This window comes from Exiguobacterium sp. U13-1, assembly GCF_001750115.1.
Taxonomy (GTDB): domain Bacteria; phylum Bacillota; class Bacilli; order Exiguobacteriales; family Exiguobacteriaceae; genus Exiguobacterium_A; species Exiguobacterium_A acetylicum.
In genome coordinates this window covers 1,452,898-1,475,308 of sequence record NZ_CP015731.1, presented here as the reverse complement: position 1 = coordinate 1,475,308, position 22,411 = coordinate 1,452,898, and the positions used below count along the sequence as shown (strand labels likewise).

Here is a 22,411-nt window from a genome sequence, read left to right as displayed (position 1 = left end):
TGAATTCTCACTCCTAACTAAATACGTACGATATGGAGGTCATTCAGAATGAACCGGTTTACGCTTTTATTGGTCAGTCAATGGATTGCGAATGCGGGAGATGCGCTCTATATCGTCTCCCTGATCGCCATGATCTATCAAACGACAGGGCAAGCGAGTCTCGCTGCCCTGTTTCCCGTTCTCGTCACAGCAGGCATGACAGGAAGCGGCTTCTTATTCGCCCAAGTCGCTCAACGTGTTCCTCATGCCTCCTTGTTGTTCGGCAGTCAACTCCTCAAGACGATCCTCTTAGGCGTCATCTGGGGATTTGATCTACCACTGCCTCTCGTCCTCGCACTCGTTGGGTGTATCGCTTTCTTCGACGGATTTGCTCGTCCGATCGAAAGTGCCTTCATCCCTCGACTGTGTCAGGATGTCCAAAAAGCTAACAGTCTCGTACAAGGTTCGAATCAAGTGATTCAGCTCATCATGTGGCCGCTCGGCGCCATCCTGGTCAGCTTGTTATCCCCTCTTTCCGTCTTGTCCGTCTCGGCTGGTCTGTTTTTAGGTGCCAGTCTCATCAGCTATCTGTTCTATCGAAGCGTCCGCTCTCTACCCGACCCTTCGATGGAAGAGGAAGACGTCTCCTTCCGGTCGAGTATTCGCTACACGCGAACGCATCCTTTCGCGAAAGCCAACACGTATCTCGTCGGAATCGATGCGTTCGTCAGTACGGCTTGGATTTCTGCTCTGTTCCTCGTCTACATCGATACACATTTCCAGCTATCGGAACGCTGGTGGGGTATCTTGAACGCCTTCTATCTGCTGAGCATGATTGCCGGCAGTTACATGATGTTACGTCGACGCAGAACACGTTCGTTGCTTTATCGCAGTATCGGTTTATCGATTGGGGCGACCTTCTTGTTTGCCTTCGCTCCAGTCGTCACACTTGCCGTGATCGCTTGTCTGTTCCAAGGGTTTGCGAGTCAAGTCCGGGCAATTGAGCTGAATACGTTGTTGCAAACGACGACACCACTCGAACGGTTACCGTATGTCTACAGCGTGCAACAAACCGTTTATGCACTCTGTTTCTGTCTCGGCAGTTTATTGTTCGGCTGGCTCGCTGATCTGTTTGCGATCGAACTCGTCTATGCGCTTGCAGGTTTCCTCTCCTTGTTGATGTGGCAACCAGCTCGCCAGTTATTAAAACGTTCGATCACAACACAACAACAAGTATCGTAATCATTACGTAAAAGGACAAAGGTCACCCGCACCTTTGTCCTTCTTTTTGATTCAGTTCTGACGCATTCGCGTCACACCATACAATAGTAGCAACATAAATGAGACGAGACCGAGCGCGGCATAGGTCATCTGAAGCGAGAAGACACGTTCGACGAAGACGAACAGCGTACCGGTTCCAAGCACAGCTAAACGTTCAATGACCGAGATCAGCGACGCAAACGTTGCGCGTCTGTTTTCTGGTGCTACCTCTTGAATGATTGTCGTCACATATGGCTCCGCCCATCCGTAACACAAGTACAACAGACCGAGTAACCCGATACTGACGAGCGGAGAGGCAACCGACAATCCGGCAAGACACACGATATAGATCATCGCCCATCCAACGGGCGATCGGAACTGAGATAATGACGTACCGATTGCCTGCATGATTTGAAATAACACGAAAACGAATCCGAAATGGACCATCGGTATCGTTTGATCCCGTAGATAGAGTTGCCAAAACTCATCGACGAAATCAATTGTCGCTCCGTATAACAAGACAAGACAAAGAATTCGGACGTAGACGCGTCGAAACGAAAAACCGTATAGCAATGTCTTTAATGAACTCGTCTCTCCGTCTTGTTCTCGCGATGCTTCCTTTAAGAAAAACGTCAGGAGTACTGTTCCGAGCAAAACCCACCAGGACACGTGATAGTGCCAGATCAAGTCTACCGATCGCACGGCGTAACTTCCGACAAGTGCCGCAAGTCCTGATGTCAATAAACCACCGATTGAAATCACTCGCCAGACCGTCTCGAATCGCTCTTCTATCCTATGCATTCGCAATGTTTCATAGACGTGGGCTTCAAGCGCTCCACTAAGTGCTGCGCCACCGATGCCGGCAAGGACCATCGCCAAGAGGAAGGCAGGTAATGAGTAAGCTTCAAGCAACACCGTAAACGATAACCACTCACATACGAAACCAGCCAGAATGAACGGCTTTCTACCCCACCGATCGGATAACAAGCCGAACGGGACCTCACCAATCAACATGACCCAAGCAAAAACGATTTCTGCGATGACGACGTCGGCAATGCTCATCCCGCGGTCTTCCCAGTAAAAGCGCTCAATCACATACGCTGGAATGAACGAACTACTGGCTTCGATCAGGATCCAAAGCATGAGTGCTCGTCGGACTTAACAAGGCCATCTGCTTCGCCGCATCTCCTCACTTCCTTTCTGTTTGATAGTAATCCGTTCCCGTTTTGCAGAGGAAACCAACAAAAAAACGCCCTTTGATTGAAAAAATCAAAGAACGCTTTTGACATTAACATTCATCTGCCGATTCCGTGACCGGTATGACGGACTGGACGATCGGTAGTTCGACGATGAATGCGGAACCGACACCTTCCGTTGATTCGACATGAATCATTCCTTCGTGTGAACGAACGATTTCCTGACAAATCGCAAGACCGAGACCGGTACCGCCGATTTTTCGACTATCCGAATTATCGACTCGGTAAAACTTACTGAACAATTGCGGTAGCGCGTGACGCGGAATACCGATTCCTTCGTCTTCGATCTTCAGCTGGACACGATCTTCGACTTGACGCATCGTAATCGTGATCTGACCACCATCCGGTGAATACTTGATCGCATTGTTGATCAGGTTCGTGAACAGCTGGCGCATTTTTTGTTCGTCGGCATGAATCCGATCAGTCGTCGTTTCTTCAAAATCAAGAACTAGTTCGTGATCTTTTGCCGAAGCCGTATGGAACTCGACCGTTTCCTGAATGACTTTCGTCAAATCAAGCGGTTTGAAGTCATATTGTTGCTGACTCGATTCCATCCGCTGAACATCGAGGAAATCGTTGACGAGGTTCGTCAACCGTTCGGTTTCCGCATGAATCGTCTCGAGATACCGTTGACGTTTTGATTCCTGGACGTCGCGCGCAAGCATCAATTCCGTATAGCCATATATCGAAGCAAGCGGAGTCCGTAACTCATGCGAGACAGTCGAGACGAATTCCGATTTCATCCGGTCAATCGCTGTCTCTGCCGTCACGTCACGTAAGACGAGCATCGTGCCGCGGAAACAACCACCGTAATGGATTTCCTCTGCATATAACGTGACGAATCGCTCCTCTTTGTTCAAGGACAACGCCAAGCTCTCCGTCGGAATTTCCTGACTGCAGACATGATCCATGTAGGTTAAGAACGCCTCATGTTGATCGACTTGAACTGCCAACTCTTCGATTTTGACGTCGAGCGTCATCAATCCTTCTTCCGCCACTTGATCGTGCGCCGGATGATGGAATAAAGCGAGCAATGGTTTATTGGCAAAAATCGTCTCTCCTTCGATATAGATGACCGCTTCCCGAATCGAATGGAGAAGTTTGGACGTCTTTTCCCGTTCTCGTTCGACTTCTTCAAAGACACGCATCCGGAGCAAGGAGAGTGCCAATTGACGGGAGAACGACCAGATTTCATTTGTCTGGTCTTCCGTGAAAGCATCCCGGTAACGGACGAGATAAATGCTTGCAATCATCGTGTTCGTTGCTGGGTCCATCACCGGTACGACGATTTCGTACATCGCGTACGGATATGGGAGCGGATGATGACTCGCGACTTGTTTCGTCGAGCGGACAGCACGCTTGTTTTGACGTGTGCGTTCGAGTAATGACGTCGAAGCATGTAATAACTGGTGCTCCTGAGCTGCCGTCATCCCGTAAGAGACGAGATCCGTATAGCGGTCTTGTTCTAGGAAGACGATCGCTCCGAGCTCCGCATCGGTAATCGTGATCAATTTTTCGATGATTGCCGGATATGCCGTCAACGTTTCACGAGAAGCGAGTGTCTCGGTCAACTCATTGCGATAACGCAAATGCGTCTCGTTGCGTAACGTGATGTCGAGCGCTTCTTCAAGTTCTTCCTGTTGCGATTGAAGTTCTTCTTGCTGGGCAATTAATTCTTCCTGTTGACTTTGAAGTTCATCGTTACTTGCGACGAGTTGATATTTTTGCCCGGAAATGGCGGCTGCCATCTGGTTGAACGTCGTCGTCAACTCACCAATCTCATCTTGACGATTCGTGATGACGATCGGCGTCGCATCTTCACCTTTAGCGAGTCGTCCACTTTCCCGGTTCAACTGACGCAACTGACGCGTTAAGCGGCGGACGAATGGTCGGACGAAAACGAGAGTGATCAATAAGAGGATTGCGATATTGACTGCTCCGAGAATTTGCGACGAGTTGACTTGTTTACCAAGCTGCTCTTGCGCCGCCATCTCTTGATCGTTTAAGGAATTACGATATTTCGTAAAGACCGTCTCCATATCAACGATACTTGAACTCATATCAGCCGCACTCTTCGTCTTGATGTTAAACTTCCGCTGTGGATCGAGTGGTTTTGATTTCGTGACCTTTCCAAGCGTCGGCATCTTCAAGAACGGTTCCGTCACTTTGCCGTCTTTTTTCGCCGCGACATAATTGACGAGGCTCGGCATGACGCGTTGGGTATACGCTGTATAGAGTTCCCGTGCGTCCGTTGCATACTGCCGTTCTTCTTTGAAACGTGCATTGCGCTCGAACCACGTCGTTTGTTGATTGATGTCATTTTTCTTTGCTTCGATTTCTTTTAACATCTCTTCGTCACCAAGCAAGACGAAGCCACGCATCTCGTACTGCATACTTTGCCATGATTCGTATAAATCCGTCGCCCGTGTCCGATGTTCGTTTAACATCTTTAATTCTTGGCGTGATTCATCCACCTGTTGTTTCGTATATAGGTAGACACCACCTGTCGTTAGCAGCAGTGTCAGAAAAATCACATAAAACGCAGACATGATTTGCCGTCCAATCGTTCGATTCAGCCATGTTTTCATTAAAGGAATTCAACTCCTTTCCCTTTATCTTTCTCCAGCAATAAAGGTTTTCCCGTCCATTCATTGTAAACTTTTTTCAATCGATACACAGCATTCTGCTCAAAAAGATTTCAATTTCATACAACTTTAATCTAAATCGTTGTATATGACAATTAGATGTCACGATTCAACCGTTTTCAACAAAAAAAGAGCCCCTTAGGACCCTTTTTTAATGATGGTGGTGGCTATGGCTCCGGACCGGCTGTTCGTCCGCTAAATGATCCGCATCCAAAATACCGAGCCGCAAGTACTGAGCGACGACTTGTTTTTTCGTCGTTTCGGAAATTTGATCCGTTCCTTGGACGAGCCTTAAGATGCCAGTCGCAATCCGAAACGGTTCGAGATTCGTCTTTTCGACTGGAAAACTTGTCAACGTTTCTAAGTAAGCGACGTAATTCAGTGCATCCGATTCATCCGGACTGACGAGACGCGCCGCATGCTCGCGCAGTTGTTGCGTCAATGAATTCGTCGAAATTCCCTTTGAGGCTGCAGAGATGACTCCAAACAGAATGAACCCGATGATGAGAACAAAAAATCCGACCATGAAAATCGGCATGCCCGAGAAGAAGCCGTCGCCTCCCAGTTCGCCTTCCATGAATGCTACTGTGAACATAGTGAACCCTCCAAATGAATAGAATGATGACGATCACTTATCCTACGTCATCCTCTTCAAGAAAGTTTCACCTAGTTAGGTAGTTTTTGTAAGTCAGCTTGGAACCAGTCTTCAACGAAGAAGCGTTCCGTCTCCGTCTCGATTTGATATGAATACAACACTTCGAAGTCGCCTTCCGTCAGCATCGGTAACGTCAATTCGCGTACGAGTTGGCGTAACTCTTCCGTCAGCTCAGCTTCGTAGCGGATGAATCCATCTTCCCGGTGCTCGACTTCCGTCAAGTACGGAAGCAGGATATGCTTGCCGAATGATTGTGGATCATCGATCACTTCCGCTGTCACACCAAACAGTTCTTCTGCTTCTTCGACCAGTCCTTCTGCCGACTGTACCTCGATATGATCCGGAAACCAGACCGTCAAGCGGCGTCCTTCCTGTAACAGTCGTTCAAAGACAGGACGAAATGATTGATTTTGAATCAGTTCGTATTGCATCAGTCTTCCCCTTTCGTGAATTCGAATTTTAATTGATCGCGTTCGAGATAGAGCATCGCCTTGAACTGGCGCGCATTTTTTTTCATCTCAAGTGGCTTTGTCTTTTGACCTGCGAGTACTTTTTTGACTTCCGTTTGTGTCAATTTGGCACCAAGGATCGTTTTCGGTAACGTAAAGCCACAGTTGTTCTTCTGATAGCCGCTGCAGCCATAGAACTTCCCACGATCAAGCACCGCGGATTGACACAGTGGACACGGACCGACCGGACGATTCGTCGCACCCCGCGGAGACTTGCTCTTGACTTGCGTCGGATCAACAGCGAGTTGTTCGATCCGTTGTTTGGCATCAACGACGAGATGCTCCGATAACTTTTTCGCCTGTTCGATGAACTGGGCGGCAGATGCTTCCCCTTTGCCGATCTGCTCGAGACGGCTCTCCCACTTCGCTGTCATCTCCGGCGAGGCAAGAATACTCCCCGTCACGGCATCGATCAATATCCGTCCTTTTGGTGTAGGATGAATCTCTTTTTTGACTAATTTGATGTATTCCCGTCGTTTTAGTCCATCGATGATCCCGGCACGGGTCGCTTCCGTCCCGAGTCCTTCGACTTCCTTCATGATTGCTTGCAGATCGTCTTCAAGCAACTTACCGGCTGTTTTCATACCGAGGATGAGTGTCCCTTCCGTATAGCGTTTCGGCGGTTCCGTTTGTTTCTCGAGCAGACGGCAGCCTTTGATTGGCATCTCTTGTCCTTGTTCGACGGCTGGCAATTCGACTTCCTTTGACTCGATTTGTAAGACCTGTTTAAAGCCCGGATCAATCGTCCGACTGCCACGTGTCAAAAAGCGGTCCATCTCGCGTGTCGTTACGATTTCTGTCTTCTCCGAGACAGCGTCCGGTGCAAAGGCGGCAAGGAATCGACGGACAATCAAGTCATAGACTTGCGCGTCCCGACCAGATAACTTGGCGACGGCACCCGCTTCTTCTGTTGGAATAATCGCATAGTGATCGCTGACCTTAGCCGGATTGACGTAACGTTTATCGTTAGCTGGATTGTTCGTCAGGACATCCTTGATCGGGCTATATTCCGCTTGCTTCAGTAACCGATCAAGAATGACCGGGAACTGTCCCGCCTCCTCTTTTGTCACGAAGGAAGAGTCCGTTCGCGGATAACTGATCCAACCACGGATATAGAGTTTTTGCGCGATATCGAGTGTCTCTTTTGCACCGAGACCATACCGTCGGCTCGCTTCTGTTTGTAAGAGCGACAAACTGAACCAAAACGGTGGTCGTTCCGTCTGCCGCTTTTTCTCGATCGATGCGACGACTCCGGTTCCTTTCGTCCGATCCACGATCGCTTGTGCCTGTTCCCGGTCACTCAGCTTCGTCTGTTTCTTTGCATTGATGTATTTTCCTTTGTATCGCGTAAAATCCGCCTCGACTTCGTAGTACGTCTCCGGTCGGAAATTCTCGATCTGTTTTTCCCGTTCGACGATCAGTGCGAGCGTCGGTGTCTGGACCCGTCCGAGAGAAAAGACGTCGGCGATGCCCTTCTTCTTCAGTAACGTCGTATACGCACGGGACGCATTCATTCCGATCAGCCAATCGGCGCAAGCGCGACTCATCGCCTCGTGAAAAATGTTCTCCGTTTCTTTGCCATCGAGCAGGTTCGCAAACCCATGGTCAACCGCTTGAGGCGTCAGACTCGAAATCCAGAGTCGTTGTAATGGCTTTGCGTTGTTTGCGAGACGTAAGATCAATCGGACGATTGCCTCTCCCTCTCGCTCGGCATCCGATGCTATAATGATGGAAGTCGTCGTCCGCTCATTCAATAATTTCTTGATGACCTGGTATGGTTTACTCTTCCCTTTTGCCAGTCGGTAATCAAATCGTTCCGGGATGATTGGCAGATGATCGTAGTTCCATCGTTTCCATTTGGCGTCATAATGCGCCGGCTCCTGCAGTTCACATAAGTGCCCGACCGCATAAGCGAGTTTTGCTCCTTGCGGAAACCGGTCACATGGTTTGATTTCAATGTAGCCGTCCCGCTTCACGGACGGATACGGAGCTGCCAGTTTTTCCGCTTGTTTTGGTTTTTCAGCAATGATCAATTGCACACGCTTCACCCTCATTTCCTTACTTCAGACATGTGGAGGTACCCATGCCCTATTTTACGTTATTCATGGCTTTATTCTTTATTTCAACATCGGCAATCTTCGTCAAGTGGGCGGAGACCCCGATAGAGGCTGTCGCCTTTTACCGCATGTTGTTCTCGACCTTGTTGTTGCTCCCACTCATTCGATTGAAGGAACTATTGCAACTCAGTTCGTCGACGATCCGGCATATGCTATTAAGTGGCATTTTGCTCGCCGGGCATTTTTGGCTGTGGTTCCTCTCTCTTGATTATACGACAGTTGCGAGCTCGACGCTCTTCGTGACCGCGAGTCCGATTTTTGTCCTTGCCGGTAACGCATTGTTTTTCAAACAACACCCGTCGCGCAAGGCACTCCTGTTCGTTGCTGTCGCCTTGTTCGGTGGCGGTCTCGTCGCTTACGGAGATATCGCCGTCGGCATGCGCGCCTTGATCGGGGACGGTCTTGCTTTGCTCGCAACGATTTTAGTCGCTGGTTACTGGTTGCTCGGTCAACACGTCCGCACAAGCGTTTCGACGAATCTCTATTCGTTCGGTGTCTACGCTGTCGCGTCGCTCGTCTTGCTTTTGTTATCATTGATTCAATCAACGAATCTCGTCGCTGCGTTCCAACAAGACTGGTGGCTGTATATTCTTCTTGCCGTCTTCCCAACGTTACTCGGTCACAATTTATTCAACTGGGCGCTCGCTCGTGTCAGTGCCAGTATCGTCAGCATCACGATCCTTGGTGAAGCGGTTTGGGGAATGATTTTCGGATACTATCTGTTCGATGAGAAGCTGACATGGATTCAAATCACCGGTGCCGCTTTACTGTTGATCGGAATCGGATTGTTCCTCCGACGCAATGAACGTGACATTCGTGAGCAGCTCGCCCAGCGTGAGAGTGCCACTAGTCAATCCTCCTAATTAAGAAGAGGATGACTAAAAAAAGAATGACTCGCCGCTTCACGCCCTTTCCTCAGGCGATACACAAGCCAGTTTTCTGCTTCATTTGAGCAGAAAAGCGGGTCTTGTTTGTCTCTGACAGCGCAAAAGTGCGCTTTTTCCTGTAGGAGTAGCGTGTGGCGAGTCTTTTTTTACGAAATAAGGGTGGCAGATCATCAGTCTGCCACCCTTTTCTTTGTAGAGATTGACTTTTGAGTCAGCCCCTTTCATTACGATCGTGGATCGTCAGGTCGAACTTTTGGTAAACGCCAAGTCATCGCGAACGCAAGAATGGCACAAACGACCCCACCAATGAAGACGTAACGTAATCCATGTGATAACGCGATTTCTGCCGCATACTGCACGTCCTGTCCGAACGTTTTTGCCGTACTCGATTGGAAGAATGGATCAATCGCGTACCCTGAAAGCGTGTCCGACGCTGCAAACGAACGAAGGATTGATAGGTTGAAGATCGTACCAAAGATTGCAACACCGAGCGTCTGACCCGTCGTACTCAAGAACGAGTTGACGGCCGTCGCTGAGCCACGCAGTGACCAATCGACGGAAGTCTGCAAGACGACCATAAAGACCGGTTGTGAGAGACCAAAACCAATTCCGATCAGCGAAACGGCAAGATAGATGAAAACATCACTTGATTCGCGCGTGATCAACGATAAAATCGTCGTACCGACGATCAGCAGTCCCATTCCGGTCATCGTCCGGTACCGGGGCGAAGCCACACCAATCGTCCGTCCACCGATAATGGCGGTCAGCGTCCAAAAAAGCGACAGTGGCATCAACATGAAACCAGCTTCGGTCGGACTCTTGCCGAGTACCCCTTGGGCAAAAATCGGAATATACGCTGACATCGAGACGAGCACCCAGGCGGAAAAGAAGACCGCTAAGTTGATCACGAGAATGACCGGATGGCGAATGACTGCTGGCGGTAAGAGTGGATCGCTCGCCTTTTTCTCGACACGATAGAACGTGAACAATAAAACGAAACTAATGAAAAAACTGGCTAGAATGATCGGACGCAAGAACGTCTCTGACTCACTGCCCGATAATAAGCCGTAAAGAAACGCACTCATCCCGAGCGCAAACAATAACGCACCCCGGTAATCGATTTTCCGCTCCGTTTCACGGACCGTCTCTTTGTAGTAAACGACGATCATGAAGAACGACAATAACGCAAACGGTACGTTTAGTAAGAAAATATACCGCCACGAAAGCGATTCGACGAGGAATCCACCGACAAGTGGTCCAGCGACACCTGAGATTCCCCAGACAGCGCTGAGCACTCCTTGGATTTTCCCCCGCTCCTCATATGTATACAAATCACCAATGATCGTCATTGCGATTGGCAATACAGCTCCTGCCCCGATGCCTTGGACGGCGCGGAAAACGATCAACATCTCCATCGATTGAGCGAGTCCACAGGCTAACGAAGCGACGGTGAAGACGCCGATCCCGAATAACAGAACCCGTTTTCGACCATATAAATCTGCCATCTTTCCGTAAATCGGCGTCGAGACCGCCATGAACAATAAGAACCCGGCAAAGATCCAACTGACTAATTTTGCCCCGTTCAGTTCACTCGCCATGACAGGCGTAGCTGTTGCGACGATCGTCCCCTCGATCGCAGCTAAAAACGTCGCGAGCAACAAGGCGACGGTTACTTTTTTCCTCATTTGTTCCACTTCCCCTCTACTGTTCTATCATACTGGTTGGACCAGTGATAAGAAAAGTAAATGCTTACGAAACAGGATTCGCGGGAACGGTATGGAATGGTATACACTAGACTCAGATTCACGATTTCGAATGGAGGAATGTCCTATGTTACGAAAAACGGCACTGATTACCGGTGCATCGGGTGGAATCGGACTCGATCTCGCTGTCCTTGCAGCGCGAGACGGTTTCGATTGTGTCCTCGTTGCCCGCAATGAAAAGAAACTCAAGGAACTGCAACAGGTCCTTGAAAAACGCTATCAGATCAAAGTTTATGTATTCGCTGCTGATTTATCACTAAGCGACAGCGTTGATCGTCTCGTACAGTACTTAGAGGAGCAAGAATTGACAGTCGATCTATTGTTCAATAACGCTGGCTTCGCTACGTCGGGACGCTTTGCGGAAATCGATCCAACAGAAGACATCAACTCAATCCAGGTCAACGTCGTCGCCTTGACGGATTTGACGAAACGTCTTTTACCAGGAATGGTTGAGCGCGGCTTCGGACGCATCCTGAATGTCGCATCCGTTGCCGCCTTCATGCCAGGACCGTACATGAGCGTCTACTACGCGACAAAAGCCTATGTCCTGTCGTTCTCGGAAGCACTCGCAACGGAAGTCGACGGCTCTGGCGTCAGCGTAACCTGCCTCTGCCCGGGACCGACTGATACGAACTTCTTCGACCGGGCGAACATCACGCTACCGTTTAAGAGTATGCCGTCGCATCTCGTCGCATTCGCTGGGTATCGCGGTATGCTCAAAGGGCGTCGCGTCGTCGTTCCAGGTGCGAGCAACCGCGCCATGGTTTCCTTGTCTCGTCTCTTGCCACGCCGCCTGTTAACAGAAGTGACAGGTCGAATCCAAGATCCTGCTCGCCAGCAAGAATCCTCGACAGAAGAAGAACTCCTGTACGCGAATTCATAAAAAAACGGAAGGACCAGATAGCTGGTTCTTCCGTTTTTGTATTTATGCCTCGTGATGACGAAAACGCCGCGTCGCATAACGTTTGACGCGATCAAAGGTCGTCGTATAGCGATACAGATAACGAATGACGAGCGCACCCGTGATCGAGACGATGTAGCCCGTCGATAAGACGAGTAACCAGGAGACAATCGCGAGGAACCATGAACTCTCGAATCGTAAATGTTGCCAAAGTAATCCTTCTGATGAGGTAATGAGCATGGCGCTTGGGAAGATGGCGGCAGCAAGTAAGTAACAAGCAGCGTAACGTCCTCTAATCGTACCTTTCATCAACAGAATACTGCCAAACACTAAGCCGACACTCGAGACGATGAGCAACATGACGACATAAGCAAGCGAAATCGACGATCCCAGCATATGCCTTCCCTCCTGTTCGGTATGTTACTATTCTGTACCCCTCTTTTCATCGAATGAATGCATAATTCGTAAAAAAATCGGAAACAATATCCAAATGAAGATCGCGTTACTGAATCCGTGAAGCATATCAAATGTTCCTCCGGCTACAAGCAGTGTCAAAAAAGCTTGCCACGAGAATCCGGTCAATACCAAGAACCCGAGATTGCTCACCCATCCATATAAGAAACCAGCGAGAAATCCATACCCAGTCAATACGATCCGGTAACGAAGAAACGGAACGAATCCCAGACTGGCAATTGTCGCATACGCCAGCGCTTGAAAGAGGACGAACGGACCGCTTCCGAGAAACAAGCTCGTTAACACGACGACAAGCATCCCAGAAATGGCACCGACGATCGGATGGATGAAGACGGCTACTAATAAGACGAGTGCCGTTGCCGGCTGGACGTTCGGCAAACTGGAGAACAACAATCGTCCAACGATTGCCGCTGCCGTGATGATAGCGATGAACCGTAATCGTTGATCCGTCATCGGTAGTTTTTCGAAGATGATCAAGAACAGACCCATAATCAGAATCGTTGCGACGATCATACAAATAGCCGGCTTTCACGTAAAAATTGCTCCGTTGGTCCGTCAAACGCTACTTCTCCGTGCACGAGATAGATGATGCGCTGTGCTGCTCGAATCAGAGCTGAGTCATGCGTCGCCATGACAATGAGCGTTGTCGGGTTCGTATTCCACGAATTGATGAAAGTCGTTCGATCCATGTCATCGAGACCCGCTGTCGGCTCATCAAAGTAATAGCTGTCTTTACTCCAATCGATACCGTCCAAGAGACGTTTTTTTTGTGTCGTAAAACTACCGCTTCGATCGTCTAATGGCGCAAGCATCGGATGCGCTGGTACATAATGCGTCTCCCCCCACCGCCGGACTTTTCCGTACAGCGGTCGCTCGACACCGAGCGCGAGTCGTAGTAACGTCGATTTCCCACTACCATTCGCACCAATGATCGCAATGCGTTCACCTTGATGAAACGACAATTTTTCTGTTGCGAGTGCATAGCTTGTCTGTAACGGATAACGGTGTTGGACGTTTTCGATCCGATTCAGGGTACGACCTGTCAATTCAGTAGCGCGACTCGTAATTGACAAGTCGGATTGTATCGTCATCGAGCAATGAATCTGACAACCAAACCGTCGTTCGATTTCTTCAAGCAATCCCATCAATCGCTTTCGCCTGACATGATCAAGAAAGAGAAACGGTTCCGACAAGAACAGCGTCTTTGGTGACGAAGACAACGCATGACCGAGTCCGACGAGCTGTTGTTCTCCGGATGAGAGTTCACTCGACTCCGCTTCAAAAAAAGCTTCTAGTCCAAGCAAGGTCGCGAGTTCTCCTGCCCGAAACAAGGAATCCGTCGCCAGAAGATCTCGGACACGTCCATGTAGTAAGTGCTCCGGTGTCAAGACGGGTTGTTCATGTTCGCTCGCCTGTTGACGTAGTCGCTCTTCGCGATTGGTGTCGGTATACATGATAGGCATCCCGGATTCCTCCTTTTGTAAATAATAGCACTATGGGCAAAATCATCGCCGGAATGATTGCCCATGGTGTCAGACAAAGAACCAGTCCTGTCGCAAGCAACAAACCTGTCTGAACATCACGTCGCGTGATCGGCCTTAAACGAGACGGTACCGCTTCAATTGGTAGGATATGATAGGCTGCCATCCGCTCTAGTCGAACAGCAAGTGACGCATCCGGATGACTCATCTTGACTTCGGGCCAGGTTCGTAAGAAAGACGGAATCAGCGCCAGCACCATACCTGTCAATCGCGTCAGTCGTGGTAAGAAGCGAAACAACGGTCCCATCTGATCGAGTCGAACCAACGTAAAAATCCACTGACTCGAGGTGATGAATAGCGTCACTTGGACCGTCGTTTCATAAATCGCAACTGTGTCGATGCTTGCACCATAAAGAAGCGGGACACACATCATGACGGCATAAAGAGCCGGGAGGACTAAATAGCGAAACACAGTCCGTTCTTGAACGAATAAAAACAAGAGCAGATGATAGACGACGATCACTGATTGATCATGTGTGAGGACGAACGGGATCGTAATCATCCCGATGAAAAAGAGAGCGACGTTCACTGGGTGAAGTCGCTCCCGTTCTGGTTTACTCAAAATAAGCCATTGCATCTTTTTCAAATCGCCATTCGAGACGATCTCCTTTTTTCAGTTCATAACTTCCAGCACCGACTTCGCCTGGTTTGCCGTTGACTCCGAAGACCCAGCCACTACCTGCTCCAGCTGATTTCTCTCGAATCCCATCGACTGCCGTGACATATGCCATCTCACCTTTACCTGTTTTGACGACATCGAGCGTCGTATCTTCAAGTGCATCAAGTGCCGTATCTTTTTCGTTCAAGCATACGTCTTTATCAAACAACGTCTTATCCTTGACGTGATCCACGACCGATACCTTGACTTCCGCCTCACAAGACGCTGTTTGTTGTTCCTCTTTTGCTTCCGCGCAACCGGCAAGTAACACGATACTTGCAGCAAATAGCCATTTTTTCATCGTACGACTCCTTTTCGCCTTGATGTCTCAAAGCTGTAATTGTATAACAGAATGGTTTTATTTCGTAAGGATTGACCGTCAGAACGGTAATACGTCAGACGGACCGCATTCGCTAAGACATCGTCCCCTGTATTGACGTACGGAATCAATTTCCCTTCGTCATCAATCAAGAAGACCGTTGCATCCTGTAGACTAAACGTTTCATAGAGCCCATCGAGATCCATCTCGACATAGGGTGTTTTGGAATCATGTAAAATCTCATGAATCGAAAGCTTTCGCAACGTCTCAAACGATTGATTCGCATCAATCAGTTTCTGGTAATACGACGTCAACGATTTTGTCGTCAACTCTTCACGTGGTCGATAGGAAATCGTTCCTGTCAGCTCCTGATAACTCACATCGTAACGAATGAAACGTTTCGGTGTTTCGACGAGCATCTCAAACGAGGCGTTCCTGAGATTCCCGCCCCGATCGAACATCAACTGACTTTGTTCCATCCGCAGCCCCTCTTCACCGACACGTCGTTCGATTTGAGAAAGGAAATTGTCGAATGAGTCATCCGTGATCGTCACGCGACCAATCTGTTGTGTCTCTTCCCGCAACATCCCACCATCAAACGGACCGAGAAATAGTTGGAACAGGAAGAATAAGAACCCAAAGAGTGCCATATACCGTTTATAACGCGAGTTCTTTTTCGGATGCAGGACAATCAGGAAAATGATGATGCCGAGCGGTAACTGAATATCATAGACTGGAAATGACACGGCCCCGAGACACGCATAAAAAACGAACTTCATGTACAAGTATTTTTCTTTTTCCGTCCGACGTTCGAGCAAAAAACCTAATCCGCTAGCAGCCAGTAAAAAGAGTGCCCATAGAATGAGAAAGTCCATCGTCTATCCTTTGACCGGGACGACCCGGTGATCAAACATGAGATGGCTGTTCGCGAATACTTCTCGCGCCTCTTGTTCCAGTACTTCCTCTTGATCGACATAACGAGCAGATACATGCGTCAATAGAAGCTTTTTCGCTTGTGCCGTTTCTGCAATGACAGCTGCCTGTCGAGCGGTCGAGTGACCGAAGCGTCCCGCATGTTCGACTTCCCGATCGGCAAACGTCGCTTCATGGACTAATACATCAACGTCTCGTGCCAGTTCGATCGAGGCCGCGCACGGCATCGTATCGCCAAGAACAGCTAGCTTGACACCCGGTTTTGGTGATTCTAAAAAGTCGGACGACGTATAGACTGTTCCTTCGAATTCGAAGGTATCTTCCAGTGTGATTCGGCGATAGATCGGACCGGATGGCACTCCAAGTGTCTTCAGTGCATCCACACGCAAGGCACCCCGCTCTTCTGGTCCTTCGAGTCGGTACCCGAACGCCGGGAAACGATGCTCAAGCGACCGCGCCGTCACGCGGAATCCGTCCTGTTCATAGGTTTGACCGTCTTCGACTTCAACGATCCGGAGTGGATAACGTAGATATGTTCCTGTGATGCGTAATGTCGCGTCCATCCATTCTTTGATCCCGGTCGGTCCATAGATCGTTAGCGGTGTCGTGCCTTCAAGCGCTGCTCTTGTGCTAATGAATCCTGGTAAACCAAAGATATGATCCCCATGTAAATGGGTAATGAAGATTGCGTTGACTTTTCGTGGTTTGATCGGGCTGTGTAAGATTTGATGTTGCGTTGCTTCTCCACAATCGAACAACCAGGTCATTTTGGGGTGTAACAAGGCAATCGATGTGACGTTTCGTTGTTTCGACGGCATACCGGCTCCTGTCCCTAAAAAATAAAATTCCATCTTTTTCCCCTTTTCGTAAAATTAGCATTTTTTATACACAAAATACACCTTTCTTCTGGTGAAGCATGGTAAACTGTACCTATTCAGATTTGGAAGGTGGTTTTTTCCATGACTAAGATTGAACGGACCTATGCCCGCATCGTCCGGGAAGCCCGCAAACTGAACGAGAGTTATCGGCAAAAATACGGAAAGTCGATTCAAATTGATGAAATCGCTTCGACCTTATTATGTACAGAAGAACTCGTTCTAGAGTCTATGGAATATGTTGATCGTCCTCAAGTAGTTTAATCGTACAATGATAAAGAGTGTACCGCAATGTTGCGGTACACTCTTTTTTGTGTTTCATCAGCTTATTTGTTCGTGATGTAATCAACTAACGTCACGCACAGTTCCGCTGTTTTGACGAGTTCTTCGATTGGCATCTTCTCATTCGTCGTGTGGATATCTTCATATCCGACAGCCAAGTTGACCGTTGGGATACCAAAACCAGCAATGACGTTGGCATCTGATCCACCACCAGAATGTAAGAGGCGTGGCGTGCGTCCGAGTTGTGTGATCGCTGCTTTCGCGACTTCGACGACTTGATCTCCATCCTCGAACTTGAAGCCCGGGTACATGACTTTGACTTCAACTTCAGCACGACCACCAAGCTCTGCTGCCGCTTCTTCGAACGCCGCTTTCATCTTCTCTGTCTGTGCTTCCATCTTCGGAGCGACAAGTGACCGTGCTTCCGCGAAGATTTCGACATAATCACAAACGATGTTCGTTGATGGACCACCACCGCTGAACCGTCCGATGTTCGCTGTCGTCTCTTCATCAATCCGACCGAGCGGCATTTTCGCGATTGCTTTTGACGCAATCGTAATCGCCGAGACACCTTTTTCCGGTGCGACACCAGCGTGAGCTGTTTTCCCGAAAATCTTCGCATTGACTTTTGCTTGCGTTGGAGCAGCTGTAATGATGTCTCCGACTTTTCCATCTGAATCGAGTGCAAAACCGTAATCGGCATCGATTTTTGATGGGTCAAGAACCATCGCACCGACAAGTCCAGATTCTTCACCGACTGTGATGACGAACTGAATTTTCCCGTGAGGTTGTTTCGTTTCATTCAATACATGCACGAGTTCGATCAGAGATGCGAGACCTGTTTTATCATCTGCCCCAAGAATCGTTGTGCCGTCCGTCTTGACGTAACCGTCCTCGATGATTGGTTTAATGCCTTGCCCCGGAAATACCGTGTCCATATGGGAAGTGAAATAAATTTTGTCGACCTCTTCTTTTGTTGCTGGAAGTGTGACGATCAAGTTATTTCCTTTATGTTCGGTCTTAGACGAAGCGTCATCCTCGAACACATCACATCCGAGATCCTCGAACGTTTTTTTCAAGTGAGCACAAATCCGTGCCTCCTCTTTTGATTCCGAATCAATCTGGACAAGTTCTAAAAACGTATCTAATACGCGTTGTTCATTGACCATGACAAAACCCTCCTCCTAATATGTTTCAATCCATTAGCGCTTTTTTAGTATACCATCCCCATCGTCATTTGCACTTCTGAAAGGTTGTTTGTACAATGGCATTAATCAGTTGATGTAAGAGAGGAGTAGTGGATATGGCAAAACCATCGAAACAACAACGCATCATTAAATGGACGACAATCGGGATTTTAGCAATCTTCCTGATCGGTACGTTCGCTTCGACGATGTTTTATTTCTTTTGATTGACGTAGCGTTGTTTTAAACGTAAATATTGCTCCGCTTCTTGTAGCATGTGCAGTAAGGCAGAGCGGACCTCGAATTCCTCCCGCGTGACGGGTAAGGCAGAGGCACGAAAACGTGTCAATAACGCCTCTAGTTCTGAAATGTACACCATTGCGTCGGCTTCAGGTCGGACATTGTCACCAATCGTCCGAAAGAAGTCGGCGACTTTTTTTCCTTCTTCGACGACGAGGACGAGTTCCTCGGCATGATGGACGATACCGCGTAGTAACTCGAATTGTTGTTCGCGCATCCGGAAGTAGGCATAATCTTCATCATCGTTCCGACGACCGATCGCGTTTCCCATCCGTTTTAAGGCGGCATCCTTCCCTTCATGTAACAGACGTTCTGTCTCGTCAAGCGTCAACGCATGATGATTGACCCGCCCTGTCTCAATCGCAGCGGCGACTTCGAAGAATAAGGCGGCGATTCGTTGGTCGATCTTTTCTCGCCGGTCGTCAATCAATAAATCAAGACTTGGCATGTACATGTTGACAAGTAATCCGACACCAACACCAATGCCAAGCAATAAGGATTCGTTCAGTAAGATGTGCGCGTTAAGCTGACGTTCCGTATACAAATGGGTCAGAATGACGACACTCGTGATGAAACCGTCCTGAAGTCGGAGGCGTTGAACGGATGGAAGGAATAAAATGAAATAGATCAATAACGTCACCGGACGATAGCCGATGACCTCGAATAGAATGAATCCGAGCACGATGGCAAGTAATGATGCCATGATGCGTTCGTAAGAAGACCGAAACGTTTTCTTTCGTGTCGACTGGATGCTCAAGATAGCGATGATAGCAGCGAAGACGTAATAGTCGAGCTTAAGCTGTTCTGCGATCCACATCGCGAGCGCAGCAGCGACCGCTGTCTTCAGCGTGCGATAACCGATTTGCAACAGGTTCACCCCCTTTTGTTTTTCTTTGTTAGACTACCTACGTTGGACAGGAATGTCCATTGCTTTTTAAAGGACGTGATTTACTTTGACGACACGCACTATCCGCCCCGGTCGTCCCGTGCGCCGGACCGGTTCGATAAAAGGATTACTTTTTTTCTTCCTCATCGGAGTTCTCTTGTTCTTTTGGCTCCGCGAGGAACCCAAGACTGTCTTAACCCCACCAGCGCCTTATACGGCTGAGCGCTATGAAAAAGGCAAAATCAACGAGCAAGACTTCCAGACGTTCGCCGAAGCGAAGGAGTACGCGGGACAGCGTGGTGCTGTCAAGCGTTCATCGGACGACCGCTACGTCTACCTCGGTGGACCAGGTACTGGGATCGTCGATGATCGTGGTATTCTATCGATTCATCGTGATCCTGAGTTAAAGAAACGGCTCACGTACGTCGCTTCCGGCACACGTGTCCAGTTGCTTGAGTTCGGTGAACAGACAAGTCGTGTCAGCATCGCCGGCGTGACGGGTCATGTCCCAACGGACCGCTTACGTCCGTTCCCGGCAGAACGAGTCTCGAATGCATCATATTATCAGACGAAAGGAGATCGTCTCCTTCACTACATCGTCGCGGACAGCGGACTTGGTGGACTAATCGTTGCCGGTGAAGCGACGAAAACGACTCCTCGGACGACAAAATATGTTGAATCGAAGACATTAACACGTGATTTGACGAAGCCGACGCGCCTCAGTGCCAAACAACTCGATGCGTTCATCAAGGAGCAAGCACCGGACAGCCCCTTGATCGGTAAAGGAAAAGTCTTTAAGTCCGTTGAAAAGAAATACCGTGTCAACGCGGCCTATCTACTCGCACACGCCATCCACGAATCCGATTATGGACGGTCTGAGATTGCCCGCGAGAAAAATAACTTGTTCGGCGTCAATGCGACCGATTCCGCGCCGGGAGAAGATGCGACAGTCTATAAATCCTTGACGGACTCGATTCAGCAGACCGGTCGTTTCATTGCAAAGGATTATCTCGATCGGGACGGTCGCTATTACCGTGGCGCGTACCTCGGAAACAAACAAAAAGGGATGAACGTCTTTTACGCGTCAGACCCTTTCTGGAGTGAAAAAATCGCTGGTATCATGGTGAAAATGAACGCTTTCTAAATCCGAGATATGATACACTATAGGGCGAGACAACAATCATTGAGGAGTGAACACGTCATGGAAAAAGTTTTAGTATTTGGTCACAAGAATCCTGATACCGATACGATCACATCGGCAATCGCTTATGCAGAATTAAAGAAAGCACTCGGTGTCAATGCCGAAGCCATCCGCCTTGGTGAAATGAATGATGAAACGTTATTCGCACTCGATACGTTCAAAGTGACAGCACCACGTCTAGTGACAGAAGTCGCAACGGAAGCATCACACGTCATTTTAGTCGACCACAACGAACGTCAGCAAAGTGCGAACGATATCGATGCTGTGACTGTCACAGAAGTCATTGACCATCACCGAATCGCAAACTTTGAGACATCAGATCCTGTTTACTATCGGGCTGAACCGGTCGGCTGTACAGCAACGATCCTGAACAAGCTCTACAAAGAGCATGGTGTTGCAATCAAACCAGAAATCGCTGGTTTGATGCTGTCCGCAATCATTTCCGACTCGCTTCTGTTCAAATCACCGACTTGCACGGAGCAAGATATCATCGCAGCGCGTGAACTCGCAGAAATCGCTGGTGTCGATGCGAACGTCTACGGTCTTGAGATGCTCAAAGCTGGAGCTGATCTCTCGAAGAAATCCGTCCCTGAATTAATCTCACTTGATGCAAAAGAATTCACGATGGGAACACTCAAAGTCGAAATCGCTCAAGTCAACACGGTCGATACAGCAGAAGTCTTGCTTCGCCAAGAAGAACTCGAAACAGCAATCAATGAAGTCATCCTTGCAAAAGGTCTTGATCTATTCGTCTTCATCGTCACGGATATCTTGACGAACAACTCAGTCGGACTCATCCTTGGGAAAGAAGCAAATCTCGTTGAGCGTGCTTACGGTCTTGAAGCGACGAACAACCTTGTTTACCTCGAAGGTGTCGTTTCACGTAAGAAACAAGTCGTTCCTGTCTTAACAGATACAGCTCTTGCAACACAATAAGTTCGAAAAAGAAGGAGTTCGCTCCTTCTTTTTTGAATAAAGAATATGAATGGCTGTTCATTCATTACATAAAGGAGGAATCAATATGACACAAACGATCATGGTGACGGGTGGAACAAACGGAATGGGGAAAGCGATGGCGCTCGCCTTAAAGGAAGCCGGCTGGAACGTCGTCGTTACAGGACGCGACGCGGAACGCTTACAGCTGATGGACGAAGCTTTGAGTCAGATTCAAGGCGAACATCTGACGATTCAGATGGATGTCCGTGACGCAGACGCTTGTCTGGCTGCTGTCAATCAAGCACGCGAAAGGTTCGGTCGTCTCGAGGCATTGATCAACAATGCTGCCGGGAACTTCATTTGCCCGACCGACGAGTTATCACCAAATGGCTGGAAGACGGTCATCGATATCGTCCTCAACGGGACATTCAACTGCTGTCATGCTCTGGTCAAAGGATGGCAGGAAGATCAAGTCGTTGGCGGACAAATCGTCAACATCGTCGCATCTTATGCGTGGCAGGCTGGCGCTGGTGTCGCTCCGAGCGCCGCTGCGAAAGCCGGTGTCCTGAACTTGACGCGGACGCTTGCCGTCGAATGGGGCTATAAATATCAAGCCCGTATCAACGCGATCAGTCCAGGACCGATCGAACGGACAGGTGGTGCTGACAAACTCGCATTATCACCAGAACACGCGGAACGAATTCGCCGCAACGTCCCGCTCGGTCGGTTCGGTACACCGGAAGAGATCGCAACACTTGCAACGTGGATGGTGTCAGATCAAGCCCGCTACTTAAACGGAGAATGTATCGCTCTTGATGGTGGACATTGGTTAAATAAACAACCGTTCTAA

The 22,411-nt window shown here is 48.8% G+C and carries 22 protein-coding genes; 7 read left to right on the top strand and 15 right to left on the bottom strand.

Features of this window, described 5'->3' with window-relative positions:
• Positions 1-48: 48 nt before the first annotated feature.
• The gene (locus ESP131_RS07480) at positions 49-1,221 is read left to right on the top strand and encodes an MFS transporter (protein ID WP_047390988.1); all 1,173 of its coding nucleotides are present in this window, start codon (positions 49-51) and stop codon (positions 1,219-1,221) included.
• A 51-nt stretch (positions 1,222-1,272) separates the two neighbouring features.
• Here ESP131_RS07480 and ESP131_RS07475 read toward each other — a convergent pair whose 3' ends face one another.
• The 5 genes from ESP131_RS07475 to ESP131_RS07455 all read right to left on the bottom strand — a co-directional run bounded on the left by ESP131_RS07475 (position 1,273) and on the right by ESP131_RS07455 (position 8,343).
• Positions 1,273-2,382: an MFS transporter gene (locus ESP131_RS07475; RefSeq protein WP_052169380.1), complete on the bottom strand. Its 1,110-nt coding sequence runs from the start codon at positions 2,380-2,382 to the stop codon at positions 1,273-1,275.
• A gap of 145 nt (positions 2,383-2,527) precedes the next feature.
• Complete coding sequence (locus tag ESP131_RS07470; protein WP_047390984.1) at positions 2,528-5,083, bottom strand: sensor histidine kinase; 2,556 nt, start codon at positions 5,081-5,083, stop codon at positions 2,528-2,530.
• 208 nt (positions 5,084-5,291) lie between these two features.
• The gene (locus ESP131_RS07465) at positions 5,292-5,735 is read right to left on the bottom strand and encodes a hypothetical protein (RefSeq protein WP_047390979.1); all 444 of its coding nucleotides are present in this window, start codon (positions 5,733-5,735) and stop codon (positions 5,292-5,294) included.
• A 71-nt stretch (positions 5,736-5,806) separates the two neighbouring features.
• Positions 5,807-6,226 carry a hypothetical protein gene (locus ESP131_RS07460; protein WP_047390976.1) on the bottom strand — a complete coding sequence of 140 codons (420 nt, stop codon included), beginning with the start codon at positions 6,224-6,226 and terminating at the stop codon, positions 5,807-5,809.
• Complete coding sequence (locus tag ESP131_RS07455) at positions 6,226-8,343, bottom strand: DNA topoisomerase III (protein WP_047390973.1); 2,118 nt, start codon at positions 8,341-8,343, stop codon at positions 6,226-6,228. The genes ESP131_RS07460 and ESP131_RS07455 overlap by 1 nt, the downstream gene beginning before the upstream one ends.
• Positions 8,344-8,387: 44 nt before the next feature.
• Between ESP131_RS07455 and ESP131_RS07450 the strand changes: the two genes are divergently transcribed.
• Positions 8,388-9,284, top strand: coding sequence for a DMT family transporter (locus tag ESP131_RS07450; RefSeq protein WP_023467639.1), 897 nt, complete (start codon positions 8,388-8,390; stop codon positions 9,282-9,284).
• Positions 9,285-9,532: 248 nt separating this feature from the next.
• Here the strand turns inward: ESP131_RS07450 and ESP131_RS07445 are convergent, their stop codons facing one another.
• Entirely contained in the window at positions 9,533-10,993 is a 1,461-nt protein-coding gene (locus ESP131_RS07445) for an MDR family MFS transporter (RefSeq protein ID WP_047390922.1), read from the bottom strand.
• A gap of 145 nt (positions 10,994-11,138) precedes the next feature.
• Here ESP131_RS07445 and ESP131_RS07440 point away from each other — a divergent pair, with 145 nt between their 5' ends.
• Entirely contained in the window at positions 11,139-11,954 is an 816-nt protein-coding gene (locus ESP131_RS07440) for an SDR family NAD(P)-dependent oxidoreductase (RefSeq protein WP_023467637.1), read from the top strand.
• A 42-nt stretch (positions 11,955-11,996) separates the two neighbouring features.
• Here the strand turns inward: ESP131_RS07440 and ESP131_RS07435 are convergent, their stop codons facing one another.
• The 7 genes from ESP131_RS07435 to rnz are packed head-to-tail and all read right to left on the bottom strand — an operon-like array spanning position 11,997 to position 16,748.
• On the bottom strand, positions 11,997-12,368 hold the full coding sequence (locus ESP131_RS07435; RefSeq protein WP_023467636.1) for a hypothetical protein: 372 nt from the start codon (positions 12,366-12,368) through the stop codon (positions 11,997-11,999).
• A 27-nt stretch (positions 12,369-12,395) separates the two neighbouring features.
• On the bottom strand, positions 12,396-12,959 hold the full coding sequence (locus ESP131_RS07430; protein ID WP_231925703.1) for an ECF transporter S component: 564 nt from the start codon (positions 12,957-12,959) through the stop codon (positions 12,396-12,398).
• Entirely contained in the window at positions 12,956-13,909 is a 954-nt protein-coding gene (locus tag ESP131_RS07425; RefSeq protein ID WP_069940391.1) for an ATP-binding cassette domain-containing protein, read from the bottom strand. Before ESP131_RS07425 ends, ESP131_RS07430 begins: the two co-directional genes overlap by 4 nt.
• Complete coding sequence (locus tag ESP131_RS07420) at positions 13,845-14,564, bottom strand: hypothetical protein (RefSeq protein ID WP_069940390.1); 720 nt, start codon at positions 14,562-14,564, stop codon at positions 13,845-13,847. The genes ESP131_RS07425 and ESP131_RS07420 overlap by 65 nt, the downstream gene beginning before the upstream one ends.
• Positions 14,542-14,946 carry a DUF4430 domain-containing protein gene (locus tag ESP131_RS07415; protein ID WP_029341142.1) on the bottom strand — a complete coding sequence of 135 codons (405 nt, stop codon included), beginning with the start codon at positions 14,944-14,946 and terminating at the stop codon, positions 14,542-14,544. Before ESP131_RS07415 ends, ESP131_RS07420 begins: the two co-directional genes overlap by 23 nt.
• Entirely contained in the window at positions 14,943-15,839 is an 897-nt protein-coding gene (locus ESP131_RS07410; protein WP_029341141.1) for a hypothetical protein, read from the bottom strand. Before ESP131_RS07410 ends, ESP131_RS07415 begins: the two co-directional genes overlap by 4 nt.
• Before the next feature lie 3 nt (positions 15,840-15,842).
• Positions 15,843-16,748: a ribonuclease Z gene (rnz, locus tag ESP131_RS07405; RefSeq protein ID WP_047390902.1), complete on the bottom strand. Its 906-nt coding sequence runs from the start codon at positions 16,746-16,748 to the stop codon at positions 15,843-15,845.
• Between the two features lie 108 nt (positions 16,749-16,856).
• Here rnz and ESP131_RS07400 point away from each other — a divergent pair, with 108 nt between their 5' ends.
• Positions 16,857-17,036 (top strand): hypothetical protein, encoded by a 180-nt coding sequence (locus tag ESP131_RS07400; protein WP_023467629.1) that lies wholly within the window; start codon positions 16,857-16,859, stop codon positions 17,034-17,036.
• Positions 17,037-17,098: 62 nt separating this feature from the next.
• Here the strand turns inward: ESP131_RS07400 and ESP131_RS07395 are convergent, their stop codons facing one another.
• Both ESP131_RS07395 and ESP131_RS07390 read right to left on the bottom strand, forming a co-directional pair.
• On the bottom strand, positions 17,099-18,223 hold the full coding sequence (locus tag ESP131_RS07395; protein ID WP_047390897.1) for a M20/M25/M40 family metallo-hydrolase: 1,125 nt from the start codon (positions 18,221-18,223) through the stop codon (positions 17,099-17,101).
• Between the two features lie 229 nt (positions 18,224-18,452).
• Positions 18,453-19,415 carry an aromatic acid exporter family protein gene (locus ESP131_RS07390; RefSeq protein WP_231925702.1) on the bottom strand — a complete coding sequence of 321 codons (963 nt, stop codon included), beginning with the start codon at positions 19,413-19,415 and terminating at the stop codon, positions 18,453-18,455.
• Between the two features lie 76 nt (positions 19,416-19,491).
• On the opposite strand from ESP131_RS07390, the gene ESP131_RS07385 reads away from it, so the two are divergent.
• The 3 genes from ESP131_RS07385 (at position 19,492) to fadH (ending at position 22,411) form a co-directional block, all read left to right on the top strand.
• The gene (locus ESP131_RS07385; protein ID WP_047390889.1) at positions 19,492-20,568 is read left to right on the top strand and encodes an N-acetylglucosaminidase; all 1,077 of its coding nucleotides are present in this window, start codon (positions 19,492-19,494) and stop codon (positions 20,566-20,568) included.
• Positions 20,569-20,625: 57 nt separating this feature from the next.
• The gene (locus ESP131_RS07380; protein ID WP_047390882.1) at positions 20,626-21,561 is read left to right on the top strand and encodes a manganese-dependent inorganic pyrophosphatase; all 936 of its coding nucleotides are present in this window, start codon (positions 20,626-20,628) and stop codon (positions 21,559-21,561) included.
• An 85-nt stretch (positions 21,562-21,646) separates the two neighbouring features.
• The gene (gene fadH / locus ESP131_RS07375) at positions 21,647-22,411 is read left to right on the top strand and encodes a 2,4-dienoyl-CoA reductase (RefSeq protein WP_047390879.1); all 765 of its coding nucleotides are present in this window, start codon (positions 21,647-21,649) and stop codon (positions 22,409-22,411) included.